This is a genomic window from Streptomyces mobaraensis NBRC 13819 = DSM 40847 (genome assembly GCF_017916255.1).
In the GTDB taxonomy this organism is placed as follows: domain Bacteria; phylum Actinomycetota; class Actinomycetes; order Streptomycetales; family Streptomycetaceae; genus Streptomyces; species Streptomyces mobaraensis.
On the sequence record NZ_CP072827.1, the window covers coordinates 2,547,440 to 2,562,937 of the forward strand.

Annotated in this window: 14 protein-coding genes; 6 read left to right on the forward strand and 8 right to left on the reverse strand. The window is 71.2% G+C overall.

Annotated features, from left to right (window positions below):
• Nucleotides 1-36 precede the first annotated feature (36 nt).
• Entirely contained in the window at nt 37-1,323 is a 1,287-nt protein-coding gene (locus J7W19_RS10675) for an acyltransferase family protein (RefSeq protein WP_004953005.1), read from the forward strand.
• Here the strand turns inward: J7W19_RS10675 and J7W19_RS10680 are convergent.
• The 5 genes from J7W19_RS10680 to J7W19_RS10700 form a co-directional block, all read right to left on the reverse strand.
• Entirely contained in the window at nt 1,241-1,987 is a 747-nt protein-coding gene (locus J7W19_RS10680; RefSeq protein ID WP_004953002.1) for a hypothetical protein, read from the reverse strand. The two genes, J7W19_RS10675 and J7W19_RS10680, sit on opposite strands and share 83 nt — an antisense overlap.
• A 340-nt stretch (nt 1,988-2,327) precedes the next feature.
• Nucleotides 2,328-3,473 carry a PP2C family protein-serine/threonine phosphatase gene (locus tag J7W19_RS10685; RefSeq protein WP_004952998.1) on the reverse strand — a complete coding sequence of 382 codons (1,146 nt, stop codon included), beginning with the start codon at nt 3,471-3,473 and terminating at the stop codon, nt 2,328-2,330.
• A gap of 222 nt (nt 3,474-3,695) precedes the next feature.
• Entirely contained in the window at nt 3,696-4,505 is an 810-nt protein-coding gene (locus J7W19_RS10690) for an Fpg/Nei family DNA glycosylase (RefSeq protein WP_004952995.1), read from the reverse strand.
• 265 nt (nt 4,506-4,770) lie between these two features.
• The gene (locus J7W19_RS10695) at nt 4,771-5,862 is read right to left on the reverse strand and encodes an IS110 family RNA-guided transposase (RefSeq protein WP_040892933.1); all 1,092 of its coding nucleotides are present in this window, start codon (nt 5,860-5,862) and stop codon (nt 4,771-4,773) included.
• Nucleotides 5,863-6,096: 234 nt separating this feature from the next.
• Nucleotides 6,097-6,585 carry a ribose-5-phosphate isomerase gene (locus J7W19_RS10700; RefSeq protein WP_004956294.1) on the reverse strand — a complete coding sequence of 163 codons (489 nt, stop codon included), beginning with the start codon at nt 6,583-6,585 and terminating at the stop codon, nt 6,097-6,099.
• Nucleotides 6,586-6,762: 177 nt separating this feature from the next.
• On the opposite strand from J7W19_RS10700, the gene J7W19_RS10705 reads away from it, so the two are divergent.
• Together J7W19_RS10705 and J7W19_RS10710 are read left to right on the forward strand one after the other, a co-directional pair.
• Nucleotides 6,763-8,175, forward strand: coding sequence for an amino acid permease (locus J7W19_RS10705; protein WP_233478255.1), 1,413 nt, complete (start codon nt 6,763-6,765; stop codon nt 8,173-8,175).
• 206 nt (nt 8,176-8,381) lie between these two features.
• Nucleotides 8,382-9,008, forward strand: coding sequence for a Uma2 family endonuclease (locus J7W19_RS10710; protein ID WP_004956300.1), 627 nt, complete (start codon nt 8,382-8,384; stop codon nt 9,006-9,008).
• Between the two features lie 73 nt (nt 9,009-9,081).
• On the opposite strand, the gene J7W19_RS10715 is transcribed toward J7W19_RS10710, so the two are convergent.
• The gene (locus J7W19_RS10715; RefSeq protein WP_004956160.1) at nt 9,082-9,675 is read right to left on the reverse strand and encodes a biotin transporter BioY; all 594 of its coding nucleotides are present in this window, start codon (nt 9,673-9,675) and stop codon (nt 9,082-9,084) included.
• A 385-nt stretch (nt 9,676-10,060) separates the two neighbouring features.
• Here J7W19_RS10715 and J7W19_RS10720 point away from each other — a divergent pair, with 385 nt between their 5' ends.
• The 3 genes from J7W19_RS10720 to J7W19_RS10730 all read left to right on the forward strand — a co-directional run bounded on the left by J7W19_RS10720 (nt 10,061) and on the right by J7W19_RS10730 (nt 13,880).
• The gene (locus tag J7W19_RS10720) at nt 10,061-11,461 is read left to right on the forward strand and encodes an amino acid permease (RefSeq protein ID WP_004956163.1); all 1,401 of its coding nucleotides are present in this window, start codon (nt 10,061-10,063) and stop codon (nt 11,459-11,461) included.
• A gap of 186 nt (nt 11,462-11,647) precedes the next feature.
• Nucleotides 11,648-13,063 (forward strand): amino acid permease, encoded by a 1,416-nt coding sequence (locus J7W19_RS10725; RefSeq protein WP_152262620.1) that lies wholly within the window; start codon nt 11,648-11,650, stop codon nt 13,061-13,063.
• 175 nt (nt 13,064-13,238) lie between these two features.
• Complete coding sequence (locus tag J7W19_RS10730; RefSeq protein ID WP_004951124.1) at nt 13,239-13,880, forward strand: superoxide dismutase; 642 nt, start codon at nt 13,239-13,241, stop codon at nt 13,878-13,880.
• Between the two features lie 159 nt (nt 13,881-14,039).
• Here the strand turns inward: J7W19_RS10730 and J7W19_RS10735 are convergent, their stop codons facing one another.
• Complete coding sequence (locus J7W19_RS10735) at nt 14,040-14,720, reverse strand: hypothetical protein (protein WP_004951126.1); 681 nt, start codon at nt 14,718-14,720, stop codon at nt 14,040-14,042.
• Between the two features lie 85 nt (nt 14,721-14,805).
• A complete protein-coding gene (locus tag J7W19_RS10740; protein WP_004951131.1) occupies nt 14,806-15,453 on the reverse strand; it encodes a mycothiol-dependent nitroreductase Rv2466c family protein in 648 nt (215 codons plus the stop codon).
• Between the last annotated feature and the right edge of the window lie 45 nt (nt 15,454-15,498).

Sequence of the window (15,498 nt, forward strand, 5' to 3'; positions counted from 1 at the left end):
GCCACCGCTTTGCCGGACCCCGCTAGTCTGCGTCGAATGTCCCGCACCGCCACGTCCCCGGCGCGTACCGCGGCCCCCGCTCCCGGCCCGCCCCCGGCCGGTTCCGCCGCCGTACCGCGCGACCCGTTCTTCGACAACGCGAAGTACCTGGCCATCGTGCTCGTCGTGCTCGGCCACGCCTGGGAGCCGCTCACCCACAGCAGCCGGGCCGCGACGGCGCTGTACCTGACCGTCTACACGTTCCACATGCCGGCGTTCATCCTGATCTCCGGCTACTTCTCACGGGGCTTCGACCTGAGCCCGCCGAAGGTCAAGCGCCTGATCACCAGCGTCCTGGTGCCGTACCTGATCTTCCAGCTGGCCTTCGTGGAGTTCCAGCACCTGGCCGAGGACGGCGCCGACCCGGAGCCGTTCACCCTGCTGGAACCGTGGTACCTCAACTGGTTCCTGGCCGCCCTCTTCCTGTGGCGGCTGACGACGCCGGTGTGGCGGGCGGTGCGCTGGCCCGTCCCGCTGTCCTTCGCCGTCGCGATCACGGCGATGCTCTCCCCGGAGGTGGGGAGCGAGTTCGATGTGATGCGGGTGATGCAGTTCCTGCCGTTCTTCGTGATCGGCCTGCATCTGAAGCCCGCCCACTTCGAGCTGGTGCGGCGGCGCTGGGTGCGGATCGCGGCGGTGCCGCTGTTCGCCTGCGCGGTGGTCACCGCGTACCTGCTGGCCCCGCGGCTGGACACCGGCTGGTTCTACCGCAACTCCACCATCCGGGACCTGCGCGAACCCGCCTGGACGGCGCCCGTGATGACCTTCGCCCTGTTCCTGTGCGCCGCCGCGCTGACGGTGGGCTTCCTGGCCTGGGTACCGCGCCGGCGGACCTGGTTCACGGCGCTCGGGACGGGGACGATGTACGGCTTCCTGCTGCACGGCTTCGTGATCAAGCTGTCGCGTTGGTGGGAGTGGTACGACCTGTACGAGTGGATCCGGCGGCCGGCGGGCGAGGTCCTGGTGTCGGTCCTCGCCGTCGCCCTGGTCACCGTGTTGTGCACGGCTCCCGTGCGGCGGGTGTTCCGCCCGGTGGTCGAACCGCGGATGGACTGGGCCTTCCGCGTGCCGCCCCGGCCCGCCGCGGGCGCGGCGGCCGGTACGGCAGCGGGTCCGGTCGCGGCAGCGGGTCCGGTCGCGGATGCGGGTCCGGTCACGGATGCGGGTCCGGTCACGGATGCGGCTGCAGATGCGGGTGCGGCTACAGGTGCAGCACAATCTGCGCCGCCAGCACCACCCACCATCCCACCGGCCCGATCAGACCGATCGCTCCAGGGCGGCTGAACAGCGGCGCCCCCGGGTCGGGCTGCGGCCCGTGGCTTCCGGGGGCCGGGGGCGTCAGCTTCTTGAGCTTCGCGTGCACGCTCAGGTTCCAGAGCAGGGTCAGCGGCGTGAAGATGATCAGCGAGAACGGGCTCCACCACTGCCAGCAGGTCTTCGCGGTCATCTCGCGGAGCAGCGCGGTGCCGCAGGTCCGGCAGAACCGGCCCTTCTGGGAGTAGAACCGCATCAGGAAGACGAGGCCCTGATGGCGGCGGATGGTCGTCTGGACGGCCGGGAAGCCGCCGCATATCTGGCAGCCGCCGTGTGCGCCGGGCTGCGGATGGGGCTGCTGGTGCGGCGCGGCGCCGTAGGGGCCGGGCTGTTGCGGAACGCCGGCGTACGGGCCGCCGGGGCCGGGCTGCTGCGGCGGGGCCGCGTAGGGGCCGGGGGCGCCGTACGGGTTCCCCTGCGGGGCGGCGGTCCCGTACGGATGGGCCTGCGGGGCGGCGGTCCCGTAGGGGTTCGACTGCGGCGGGGCGCCGTACGGATTCCCTTGCGGCGGGGCGCCGTACGGATTCCCCTGGGGCGCGGCGGGCGGAGCCTGGTACGGGCCCTGGTACGGGCCGGGCTGCTGCGGATATCCGTAGGGCGCCTGGGGCTGTTGAGGTGGCTGAGGCGTGGTCATGAGAATCCCCCGTGGAAAGTCGTGAACGCGATGAGCACGATGCACGTGATGCGCCTGACGCGCCGCCGACGCGGCGGGACAGCATGACGCGGCGGAAATGCCGGCGGCCCCAGGGCGGCATACACATCCGCCGCCGTGCGCGGCGGACGGACATGTCTATCAACGCGCCTGCGAAAACCGCAACGCGGTGACGGCGCAATGCCGCGGCGCTCGTATGACGTCAAAGCGGACACCGCGCGATCGAACGCGGGAAATCACGGGGTCGGAAATGCGGTCGCACGCGAGCCGGAACGAAGGCGCGCGCTCCCGGAATTCACCGCGCCCGTCCCGGGCGCGTCGCTCAGTCGCGCCGGTCGCGGCAGATCAGCAGCAGCGCCCGGTCGTCGTTGACGTCTTTGGCCACGGCTTCGATCAAGTGCCAGGCGGCGCCCGCGAATCCGGTGGTGACGTACCGGTCGGCCTCGCCGGTCAGCCGGTCCATGCCCTCGGTCAGCTCGCGTTCGGAGGTCTCCACCAGGCCGTCGGTGAACAGCATCAGGACGTCGCCGGGGCGCAGCCGCCCCTTGACGGAGTCGAACTCGGCGCCGTCGTAGACGCCGAGCAGCGGCCCCTCCGCGGCCTTCTCCTCCCAGCGGCCGGACCCGGCGCTGAGCTGGAGCGCGGGCACATGCCCGGCGGAGAAGAGCTCGTAGTCGCCGCTGTCCAGGTCCAGGACGAGGTGCACCGAGGTGGCGAAGCCCTCGTCCCAGTCCTGCCGGAGGAGGTAGCCGTTGGCGGCGGGGAGGAAGGCGTGCGGCGGCAGCGAGCCGAGCAGTCCGCCGAAGGCGCCGGAGAGCAGCAGCGCGCGGGAGGCGGCGTCCATGCCCTTGCCGGAGACGTCGGTGAGGACGACCTCGAGCGTCCGGCCGCCGTTGGTGCGGGCGGCGACGACGAAGTCGCCGGAGAACGACTGCCCGCCGGCGGGCCGCAGGGCCATCTCGCGGTGCCAGCCGCGGGGCAGCGCGGGCAGCTTGCTCTGGACCCGGATGCGTTCGCGCAGGTCGAAGAGCATCGTTCCGCCGCGCCGCCAGGGGACACCGACGCGGCTGCGGAACTGGGCGATGAGCAGGCCGAGGAAGCCGACGGCGGCGACGACGAGGATGGTGCCGGGGGTGACGCGGTCGGCGCCGTACGCGGCGGGGTCGAGGACCGCCGACTCGACGATAAGGGCGGTCGCGGCCGCCGCGTAGAGGCCGAGGAGGCTGGCGGGGCGGAGCAGCAGTCCGCCGGCGACGATGGGCAGCACCAGCGCGGCGGGGGCGCACCACTCGGGCTGGGCGATGGTGCCGATGGCGAGGGCGGGGACGGAGAAGAGGAGCGCGCTGAGGGCGAGCCAGTCGGAGCCGTCGCCGCGGAAGTAGTCGACCCCGGCCTTGCGCACGCTCGTACGGGCCCGGTGCAGTGCTTTGCGCATCCGGGCCGTCGGGGTCTCCGCACCGCCAGTCATTGCTTCGGGACCTTATCCACCCATTCGGCGGCGCGTCGATTCACGCCGCGCCGACACGGCTGCCCGCGGGGCACCTGGGGTGCAACCCTATGCGAAAGACGCTCACCTGAGCGGTTATACGGGTCCTCGCATGGCTGTACAGCGGGGAATCCGGTCGTACGACCGGAGCGCGCCGGCCGGGCCGCGCTCCCCTCTCGTTCTCGGTTCGTTCTCGGTTCGTTCTCAGTTCCGCTGGCAGCCCGGGCACCAGAAGAGGTTGCGGGCGGCGAGCCCGGCCGTACGGACCTCGTCGCCGCAGACGTGGCACGGCTGTCCGGCGCGCCGGTAGACGTAGACCTCGCCGCCGTGGTCGTCCACCCGCGGCGGCCGGCCCATGGCCTCGGGGGTGTGGTCGGGCCGTACCGTGTCGATTCTGTTGTTGCGCACGCCCTCGCGCATCAGCGCCACCAGGTCGTGCCAGATGGCGTCCCATTCGGAACGGGTGAGGTCACGGCCCGTCCGGTAGGGGTCGATTCCATGGCGGAAGAGGACCTCCGCCCGGTAGACGTTGCCCACCCCGGCGACCACCTTCTGGTCCATCAGCAGGGCGGCGATACTCGTCCTGCTGCGCGATATCCGCCGCCAGGCCGGCTCGGGGTCCTCGTCCGCGCGGAGCGGATCGGGTCCCAGCCGGTCGTGTATCGCCTGCTTCTCACCGTCCGTCAGCAGCGCGCAGGCGGTCGGACCGCGCAGGTCGGCGTACGCGTCCGGGGTGGCCAGCCGCAGCCGGACGGTGTCCGTGGGCGGGGGCGTGGGGGCGGTGCCGAGCGTGTACTTGCCGAAGAGGCCGAGGTGGACGTGGATCCAGCCGGTGGGCCCGAAGCCGAGGAAGAGGTGCTTGCCGTGCGCCTCCGCCTCCTCCAGCACCCGGCCGTCCACGAGCGCGGCGCCGTCCGAGAACTTGCCCTGCGGGCTCGTCGCCCGGACCGGGCGGCCCGCGAACAGGGCGCGGTGGTCCGCCGCCAGGCGGTGGATCGTGTGCCCCTCGGGCATGGCGTGCGTCCTCCCGGACGGTGTGGGCGGTCGGCGGAACGGCGGCGCCGGGCGGGCGCGTACCTCTGAGCACGGGCGGGCGCGCACTCCCGAGCACCGGCGCCTCGAGCACCGGCGCGGAACGGCGCCGGACGTCCGCGCTCCGGAACGGCGGCGCGCAACGGCGAGGGGCCCGCCGCGCGGTGCGGCGGGCCCGGGGGCGTCCGTGGGGCCCGTCGTACGACCGGGCCCCGGTGGTCCGTCCGGCTGGATGCTCCTATGGATGTCAAGCGGCTTCAGTGAGGTCGCCTTGAGTCGTTTGTCGGCTGGTGGATCGGTGGTCGAGGGATCGCATGAGGACGCGGTAGACCTCGCGTGCGACGTGGCGTTTGAGGCAGCGCATGATGTCCTTCTTCGACAGGCCCTGCTGGGTGCGCCGTTCCATGTAGATGCGGGTGCGTTCGTCCCAGCGCAGGCGGCAGAGCACGATGGTGTGCAGGGCGTGGTTGGCGGCCCGGTCTCCGCCGCGGTTGAGCCGGTGGCGGTCCCGGCGGCCCGAGGAGGCCGGTATGGGAGCGACGCCGCACAGGTGGGCGAAGGCTGCTTCGGAGTGCAGCCGGTCGGGGTTGTCACCGGCGGTGGCCAGCAGCTGCCCGGCCACGTCCGCGCCGACTCCTTGCAGGGCCAGGAGCTCGGGGGCGGCCTGGGCGGTGAGCGTCTTCAGCTCCGCCTCCAGCTCGTCGATCTCCTCGGTCAGGGCCAGGATCCGCCGGCCCAGCCGGCGCAGGGCCGCCTTGGCCGCGTGCAGCGGGTCGGCGAGATCGTCACCCGGCCGCAGCCGCGCGCACGCCTTCGCCAGCCGGGCGGCGGTCAGCCCGCGCAGCGGGGCGCGCAGGCTCTCGGGCGCGGTGACCAGCAGTTGCCGTGCCTGGTTGACTGCCTGGGTACGGGACTTGACCGCCGAACGGCGCGGCACCCGCAGAGCCCGCACGGCTTCCACGACACCGGTGCGGGTCTTGGGGGTCCCGCTCGCCCTGCCGGAGGCCACCGCCACGGCGGCGGCGTAGGCGTCGATCGGGTCGGACTTGCCCTTCAGCCTGCGGGTTTTGCGGTCCGGCCGGTCGACCTCGACGACCTTCAGTCCCGCTTCGCGCAGAACGCGGGCGAGTTCGGCGCCGTAGGCGCCGGTGCCTTCCACGCCGACGGCCGTCACGGTGCCCTGGGCGAGCAGCCAGGCCAGGAGCTTGCGATATCCGGGGCCGGTGGCCTCGAACTCCTGGTCGGCCAGGTGGCGGCCGAGGCGGTCGACCACGGCGGCGTGGTGGGTCTCGCCGTGGGTGTCGATGCCGCCTGTGACTTCCAGGGCCTGGTCCGTCATGCTGGTCACTGCCGTCCTCTCGCTGATCCCGGTAGGGCGGCACGCGCCGGCCGGGCGGGCGGACAAGACAGTGGCGGGGCTTCTTGACCAAGCTCCTATAAGGTCACGGTCGCCCGTCCGGTCGCGTGCGAGGCGGCTCCTCCGAGCGGATCGACAAATCCCAAACAAGACAGTCGAGACGTCGGTCAGTCCGTGAGTCAGACCCGTCGGAGAAGCCACGTCACATCCTCACTGTCAGTCCTGCTGCGGGTGGTGCGCCGGGATGGCGGGCAGCTCGCCCGTCGTCTCGTAGCGGCTGAGCATCTCGATGCGGCGAGTGTGACGCTCCTCACCCGAGTACGGCGTGGCAAGGAACACCTCGACGAACTTCGTCGCCTCGTCCTCGGAGTGCATCCGGGCGCCCACCGCGATCACGTTCGCGTTGTTGTGCTCGCGGCCCAGCGCGGCCGTCTGCTCGCTCCAGGCGAGCGCCGCGCGGACGCCCTTGACCTTGTTCGCGGCGATCTGCTCGCCGTTGCCGGAGCCGCCGATCACGATGCCGAGGCTGCCCTCGTCCGCGGCGGTCCGCTCGGCGGCCCGCAGGCAGAACGGGGGGTAGTCGTCCTGGGCGTCGTAGAGGTGCGGGCCGCAGTCGACGGGCTCGTGGCCGTGGGCCTTGAGCCACTCGACGAGGTGGGTCTTGAGTTCGTAACCGGCATGGTCGGAGCCGAGGTACACGCGCATGCGTCCGAGTGTGGCACGTCCCGGCGCGTGGCCGCGCCAGTGGCCCTGATCGGTACACCGGGTGAACACAACGATACGGATTCGGGTCTTCCGAAATACACCTTCGAAAAGTTCTAATGCGGGGGCTCGCAACCCGAGAACCAAAGGAAACTGCCCATGAGCGCGATACCGCCGACCATGACGAAGGCGTCGTCCGGCGATCCCGCGGACGCCGCGCCGGCGACGGGGGACGGCCTCAAGGCCGGCCTCAAGAACCGCCACCTTTCCATGATCGCCATTGGTGGGGTCATCGGCGCCGGACTCTTCGTGGGTTCCGGATCCGGTATCGCCGCCGCCGGTCCCGGCATTCTGATCTCGTACGCCCTCGTGGGCACGATGGTCGTCCTCGTCATGCGGATGCTCGGCGAAATGGCCGCCGCGAATCCGACCTCCGGCTCGTTCTCCGCCTACGCGGACCGCGGCCTGGGCCGCTGGGCCGGTTTCACCATCGGCTGGCTCTACTGGTTCTTCTGGGTCGTCGTGCTGGCGGTCGAGGCCACGGCGGGCGCCGCGATCCTCAACAGCTGGGTGCCGGACGTGCCCAAGTGGGCCTGGGCGCTGATCGTCATGGTCGTGCTCACCGCCACCAACCTGGCCTCGGTCAGCTCGTACGGTGAGTTCGAGTTCTGGTTCGCGGGCATCAAGGTCGTCGCCATCGCCGCGTTCGTCGTCATCGGCGGGCTCGCGGTCTTCGGCGTGCTGCCCGGTTCGAAGAACGAGGGCGCGGGCCTGGCCCACCTCACCGACGCGGGCGGCTTCCTGCCCCACGGTCCCGGCGCGATCCTCACCGGCGTGCTGATGGTCGTCTTCTCCTTCATGGGCAGCGAGATCGTCACCCTCGCCGCCGGCGAGTCCGAGAACCCGCAGAAGGCCGTCCGGCAGGCGACCAACAGCGTCATCTGGCGCATCGCCGTCTTCTACCTCGGTTCGATCTTCGTCGTCGTCACCCTGCTGCCCTGGAACTCCAAGGCGATCCTCAAGGACGGCAGTTACGTCGCGGCGCTGAACTCGATCGGCATCCCGCACGCCGGCCAGGTCATGAACGTCATCGTCCTGACCGCCGTCCTCTCCTGCCTCAACTCGGGCCTGTACACCGCCTCCCGCATGGCCTTCTCGCTCGGCCAGCGCGGCGACGCGCCGAAGGCGTTCGCCCGCGTCAACAAGCGGGGCGTGCCGCAGGCGGCGATCCTGGGTTCGGTCGTCTTCGGCTTCCTGTCGGTCTTCTTCAACTACATGTGGCCCGACACGGTCTTCAAGTTCCTGCTCAACTCGTCGGGCGCGGTCGCCCTGTTCGTGTGGCTGGTCATCTGCTTCACGCAGCTGAAGATGCGCGGCATCATCCTGCGCGAGATGCCGGAGAAGCTGGTCGTGCGGATGTGGCTGTTCCCGTACCTGACCTGGGCCACGATCGGCATGATCCTCTTCGTGCTCGGCTACATGGTCTACGACGGCGGCGACAACCGCGAGCAGGTCGCCCTCTCGGTCCTGGTGGCCGTGGTCGTCCTGGCCATCGGCCTGGTCCTGGACCGACGCCGGCGGGCGGTGAAGTAGCCTCCGGCGGACCTCGGCGTCTGACGGCGGTGGGCCCCACCCTTGGGAGGGTGCGGGCCCACCGCCGTTCCCGTTCACCCGACGGTCGGTTCGTGGCATCCGGCATCCGAGATCGGTCACGCCGAGTCCGGTCACGGACTTCCCGGCCGGAAGGGCGGACGCCGCCCTACCGTGGGGCCCGGATCCGTACGGGAAAGGGTGCACAGATGGCCGTCGGCGAGCACGTCCGGGACGACCGCCCCCGGCAGAGCTCCGGCCGGCACCGGCCGCAGGTCCCGGGCGTGCCCGGGAAGCTGAGGGACGTCGCGGCGTTCATCCGGGAGAAGACCGGCCTCCGAGTGGAGGTCGTCCGCGGCAACGTGCTGGCCACGACGCCTCGTTCCCGGGCGGATGCCCTGCTCATGAGCGAGCTGCACGAGGCCCTGAACCGGTGCCGCTCCGACGGGGTGGGGTCCTTCCAGAGCGCGTCGATCGGCCTCGCCGGCGACCCCGACGACTTCGTCACGCCCCTCATGGTGGTCTGCGACCTGTCGGTGATGGATTCCGACGAGTGGCTGCTGTCCGGTGAAGAAGTGGAGCTGGCCATCGAGGTGGCGTCCTCACCCCGCGACCCGAGGGTCGGAGTCGCGGACAGGATCGCCTGGTACGCCGAGGCCAAGGTGCCCTTGGTGCTCTGTCTGCGGCCGGTGGAGCAGGAGTGGGAGCTGCACGCCCGTCCCTCGGCCGAGGGATACCGCGCCCTCACCCAGGGGCGCTACGGCGAGCCCGTCCCCCTCCCCGAGCGCCTGGGCGGCGACCTGCTGACAGAGCACCTGCCGCGTTACACGCGCTAGAAGCGATACGGGCGCGGGCCCGCACCCCCTACGAACGGGGTGCGGGCCCGCGCCCGTACGGAAAGAAGGAGCCTCAGCCCCGCCGACCCAGCAGCTTCCACGCCGTGGGCAGCGCCCCCATCGCCAGCGCCGCCTTGAGCGCGTCGCCGATGAGGAACGGGGTCAAACCCGCCGCCACGGCGTCGCCGAGCGGCATGTGGAGGGCGAGGGCCAGGTACGGGACGCCGACGGCGTAGATGATCGCGGTGCCGAGGGCCATGGTGCCCGCGGTGCGCAGGACCGAGCGGTCGGCGCCGCGGCGGGCCAGGGCGCCGACGACGGTGGCGGCGAGCAGCATGCCGAGGACGTAGCCGAAGGAGGGGAAGGCGGCGCCGGACTTGCCGTCGGCGAACCAGGGCAGGCCGGCGATGCCGGCGAGCGCGTAGAGAGCCAGCGAGAGGAAGCCGCGGCGGGCGCCGAGGGACGTACCGACGAGGAGCGCCGCGAAGGTCTGGCCGGAGACCGGGACGGGCGAGCCCGGGACCGGCACGGTGAGCTGGGCGGCGAGGCCGGTGAGGGCGGCGCCGCCGACGACGAGGGCGACGTCCCGGGCCCGGGAGGAGGACGCGGGCAGGAGATCGGCGAGGACCGTACCGGTCCGGGGGACTGAAACTGCGGCGCTGGCCATCGGTACTCCGCTGGAGGAAGGGTCGGATACGGGGCTCGGGACTCGTACGAGAACCGAGGACTTACGGGGCTCATACACAGAACACCGCGACGTTAGCCCAGCTCACTCGAATCGGCATGAGGCAGCCGTCACAAAGGCCCCCCACCCGCTTTGGAAGGTTCCCGAAGGCGGCGACGGACCGAGTGATGCTCGTCACCGAAAGGGCCGCTCGGCTTGGTTCACGCCGCCGTACCGGGAGAATGGTGAGACTTGCGCGCACTTTTCACGTGTCGCATGCTTTGCGCCCACCGCCGACCCGTGGAGGGCGCGGGCACCGCCGAGACGTCGCGCCACCGCATCCCGTGCGCCCCCGGCGCGCGCCGCACGAACCGAGAGTACGAGCCCCATGCACGACGCACCCCCCACCGCCGAGCCGCTCGCCGGTGAGAGAGAGCCGCTGTCCGCGGGGCTCAAGCAGCGGCACCTGACGATGCTGGGGCTGGGCGGCGTGATCGGCGCCGGCCTGTTCGTCGGCTCGGGCGCCGGGATCTCCGTCGCGGGTCCCGGGATCATCATTTCCTACCTGCTGGCGGGCGCCCTCGCCATGCTGGTGATGCGGATGCTGGGCGAGCTGTCGTCGGCGATGCCCGCGTCCGGTTCGTTCTCGGTGCACGCGGAGCGGGCGCTCGGCCGCTGGGCCGGGTTCACGGTGGGCTGGCTCTACTGGTTCCTGCTGGTCATCGTGCTCGCCGTGGAGGCGACGGCCGCCGCGCAGATCGCGCACGGCTGGGTGCCGGGGATGCCGCAGTGGGCCTGGGTGCTGGTGTTCATGGTGGTGTTCACCACCGCCAATCTCACCGCCGTGAAGAACTTCGGCGAGTTCGAGTTCTGGTTCGCCGCCCTGAAGATCGGCGCGATCCTCCTCTTCCTCGCCCTCAGCCTGCTGGCGATCTTCGGGCTGCTCCCGGACACCGACCCCGTGGGCCTCACCAACCTCACCGGCCAGGGCGGCTTCCTGCCCAACGGCTGGAGCGGCGTGATCTCCGGCGTGCTCGCGGTGGCCTTCGCCTTCGGCGGCCTGGAGGTCGTCACGATCGCCGCCGCCGAGTCCGAGGACCCGGAGCGCGCGGTGGGCCGCGCGGTGCGCAGCGCCGTGTGGCGCATCCTCTTCTTCTACGTGGGTTCGATGCTCGTCATCGTCACCCTTCTCCCCTGGTCGTCGCTGAAGCCCGGGCAGAGCCCCTACGTGGCGGTGCTGGACCGCATCGGGGTGCCGGCGTCCGGCCAGATCATGCAGATCGTGATCTTTGTGGCGCTGCTGTCGGCGCTCAACGCCAACCTCTACGGCTCGTCCCGCATGGTCTTCTCGCTCGCCGAGCGCGGCGAGGCCCCGCGGTCGCTGCTGACGGTCTCGCGCGGCGGGGTGCCGCGCCGCGCGGTGTTCGCCTCCGTGGCGTTCGGCTTCGCGTCCGTCGTCCTCAATCTCGAGTGGCCGGATTCGATCTTCCGCTATCTGCTCAACTCGGTCGGCGCGGTACTCCTCTTCGTCTGGGGCCTGATCGCCGCCTCCCAGCTGCGGCTGCGCCGCCGCATCGAACGGGAGATGCCCGAGCGGCTGACGTTGCGGATGTGGTGCTTCCCGTATCTGACCTGGGCCGCCCTGACCGGGATGGCGGCGGTGCTGGTGCTGATGCTCACCGACGAGGCCGCCCGCCCGCAGCTGCTGTGGTCGGCGGCGGCCACCGGCGCGGTGCTCGCGGTCGCGGGGATCCGGGAGTTCCGGATCCGCCGTCGTGACCGTGCTTAGCGCGTAAAGACATTGATTCTGGCGATATATCAGGTGCGGAGAGTAATCCTCGCGTCTAAATATCGGACATCCGTGTGACAAGTGTTGTCCTGAGCGAACATCACCCCCACACTGAGGCAACTTTTCCGGGTTGTTGCCGGTTGTAACAACCCTTTCATCACTCATTCCACGGGGACAGACACGACCATGACTCGGACAGATGCGACCCCCGCGCCCGAGCGCGAGGTCACCGATGCGGCGCCGGGCCACGGCGCCGCCCTGTCGCACGGCCTCAAGCAGCGCCATCTCTCGATGATCGCCCTGGGCGGCGTGATCGGCGCCGGCCTCTTCGTCGGCTCGGGCACCGGCATCGCCGCCGCGGGCCCCGGAATCGTCCTCGCCTATGCGGTGTCCGGGCTCCTGGTGATGCTCGTGATGCGCATGCTGGGCGAGATGGCCGCGGCCAACCCCGCGTCCGGCACCTTCTCGGTGCACGCGGAGAAGGCCATCGGCCCCTGGGCCGGCTTCACCGCCGGCTGGATGTTCTGGATCGAGCTCTGCGTGGGCATCGCCGTCGAGGCGATCGGCGCCGCCGCGATCATGGTGAAGTGGTTCCCGTCCACGGACTCCTGGATGTGGGTCCTGCTGTTCATGGCCGTCTTCTGCGGGACGAACCTGGCGGCCGTCGGGAACTTCGGCGAGTTCGAGTTCTGGTTCGCCACCCTGAAGGTGGCGGCGATCGGCGTCTTCCTGGTCCTGGGCGTGCTGGCGATATGCGGCATGCTGCCGGGCACGGACGCTCCGGGCACCGACAACCTCACCGGCCACGGCGGCTTCCTCCCCAACGGCACCGACGGCCTCGTCGCCGGTCTGCTCGCCTCCGTCTTCGCGTACGGCGGCCTGGAGACGGTGACCATCGCCGCGGCCGAGTCCGAGCAGCCGGTCAAGGGCGTCGCCAAGGCGGTGCGCACCGCGATGTGGCGGATCGCCCTCTTCTACGTGGGCTCGATGCTCGTCGTCGTCACCCTGATCCCGTGGACCGACAAGTCCGTCCTGCAGGGCCCCTACGTGGCGGTCCTGAAGTACCTGGACGTCCCGGCCGCCGGCGAGATCATGAACGTGATCGTGCTGATCGCGCTGCTCTCCGCCATGAACGCCAACATCTACGGCGCGTCCCGGATGGCGCACTCGCTCGTCGAGCGCGGCGAGGGCCCCCGCTTCCTGGGCAAGGTCTCCTCCGGCGTCCCCCGGCGGACCGTGGTCGCCTCCTCCGCCTTCGGCTTCTTCGCGGTGCTGCTGAGCTACTGGTGGCCGGACACCGTCTTCAAGTGGCTGCTCTACATGACGGGCGCCGCCGTCCTCGTGGTGTGGGGCTTCATCGCCGTCACCCAGCTGATGATGCGGCACCGGATGGAGCAGGAGCAGCCGGGGCGGCTCGTGGTGCGGATGTGGTGGTTCCCGTACCTGACCGTCGCCGCGCTCCTCGGCATCCTCTGCACCCTCGGCCTGATGCTCCGCGAGAAGGACACCGCCCAGCAGCTCTACGCCACGGCCGGTCTCACCGTCGCCCTCGCCCTCGTCGGCTACCTGCGGCAGCGCGCCACCGCGCGCGGGCGGAACTGACGCCCCGACACCCTTCCACCTCCGAGGCGGGGTCGGTCCTGAGCTCCAGGACCGACCCCGCCTCGGTCTTTTGACGGAGAAGGCCCCTTGGCCCCCGGTCCGAAGGGAAACAAGGCGCACTTGCTGATAGCGTCTACTTGCAAGTTAATTGCAATAAGCAGTCGGAGGGCTCGGCATGGCCATCTACACACTTCCTGAACTTCCGTACGACTACGCGGCGCTCCAGCCGGTGATCGACGCGAAGATCATCGAGCTGCACCACGACAAACACCACGCGGCGTACGTCAAGGGTGCCAACGACACGCTGGAGCAGCTCGCCGAGGCCCGGGACAAGGACCAGTGGGGCGCGGTCAACGGCCTGGAGAAGAACCTCGCGTTCCACCTCTCCGGCCACATCCTGCACAGCATCTACTGGCAGAACATGACCGGCGACGGCGGCGGCGAGCCCCTGGAGAAGGACGGCGTCGGCGAGCTGGCCGACGCCATCGCCGAGTCCTTCGGCTCCTTCGCCAAGTTCAAGGCGCAGCTGTCCAAGGCGTCGGCCACCACGCAGGGCTCCGGCTGGGGCGTCCTGGCCTACGAGCCGCTCAGCGGCAAGCTGATCGTCGAGCAGGTCTACGACCACCAGGGCAACGTGGGCCAGGGCTCCACCCCGATCCTGGTCTTCGACGCCTGGGAGCACGCCTTCTACCTGCAGTACAAGAACCAGAAGGTGGACTTCATCGAGGCCATGTGGCAGGTCGTCAACTGGCAGGACGTGGCGAAGCGTTACGCCGCCGCCAAGGAGCGCACCAACGCGCTGCTGCTCGCCCCCTGAGCCCGGCTCCCTCCCAGAGGGACGCCTGTGAACGGCCTGCTCGTGATCGTCTTCTCACCCGTGTCACGCGGCAGGCACGGGAAGGCCCCGCGCGGTCGATGCGCGCGGGGCCTTCCGCCATGCGCTCGTCCCTGAGCGTCCCCCGGGGCCCGCGCGGAGTCAGCCGTGCCCGAACGCCTCGCCCGTCACCGTGAACTCCCGGGCGAGACCCGTCTCGTGGAGGCGGGCGAACGGCGCGAACGGAACGCCGAGTTCCGACTTTCCCCGGTCGAAGTTCCACGCCTTGTGCACCGCGAAGCGGTAGTCCACGGCCGTCCTCCCGGCCGCGTCCACCCGTACCGTGCCCGTCAGCCGGAACTCCACGCAGCGCAGGGCGAGCCACCAGTCGGGGTGCACCCGCCGGGTGATCAGCAGGTCGCGCCAGCCGCTGTCGGCGGGGTACGCGGCGGGGGTCCGCTCGTCCATCGGCCACCGCTCCTCCGCCGGCCACCGGCCCTCCCCCGACCACCGTTCACCGCCGGCCCACCGGTCGAGCGCCTCCGCGCGCCAGCGGTCGAGCTGCTCGTCGACCACGGCCCGGACGGGCGGCAGGGCCAGCAGCTCGTCCGCGTCGACCCGGCGGTTGCCGCCGGTGCCCCGCAGGTAGTGCCGCAGCATGCCCGCCGCCCGGCGCAGCCGCAGCGCGGACCACAGGGCCGCCAGGACCCGGCAGGCGCCCAGCGTGAGCAGGTCGTACGGGCGTACGGGCAGCTCGGCGAAGGCGGCGTTGCGGCAGGGCGGCTCGGCTTCGGCCCAGCCGCCGTCGCGGCCCAGCGGCCGGGAGAGGTCGGTCTGGCCCATGGTTCGGACCCTAAGGGAGGGGAGGGGCGGGCGCGCGCCGACCGGGTTCGGTCGGGGGACCGCCCCCGGCTCCCGTCACGGCCGGTCAGTCGAAGATCGGGCCGACCGTCCGGGTCCGCTTGATCTCGAAGAAGCCCGGCGTCGAGGCCACCAGCAGGGTGCCGTCCCAGAGCCGCGCCGCCGCCTCGCCCTTGGGGGCGGGGGTGACGACCGGGCCGAAGAAGGCCACCTCCGAGCCGTCCGGGCCGGGCACGGCGATCACCGGGGTGCCGACGTCCTCGCCGACCTTCTCGATGCCGGTCCGGTGCGAGGCGCGCAGCTCGTCGTCGTACGCGTCCGTGTCGGCGGCGTCCGCCAGCGAGGCGGGCAGCCCGGCCTCCTCCAGCGCGGCGACGAGCGTCCCGCGCTCCTGCGGGAGCGCCTGGTTGTGGAAGCGGGTGCCGATCGCGGTGTAGAGGCGGCCGAGCACCTCCTCACCGTGCTCCTTGGCGGCGGCGACGCAGACCCGCACCGGGCCCCAGGCCCGGGTCATCAGCTCGCGGTACTTCTCGTCCACCTCGTCGAGCCGGTGCTCGTTGAGCACGGCGAGGCTCATCACGTGCCAGCGCACCTCGACGGGTCTGACCTTCTCGACCTCCAGCATCCAGCGGGACGTCATCCAGGCCCAGGGGCAGAGCGGGTCGAACCAGAAGTCGGCGGTGACCTTCTCGGCCTTGGTCTCGGGCTCGGTCATGCGGGTCTCCTCGGGTCTCCACGGGAAGCAGGGCGGTCACGGTTG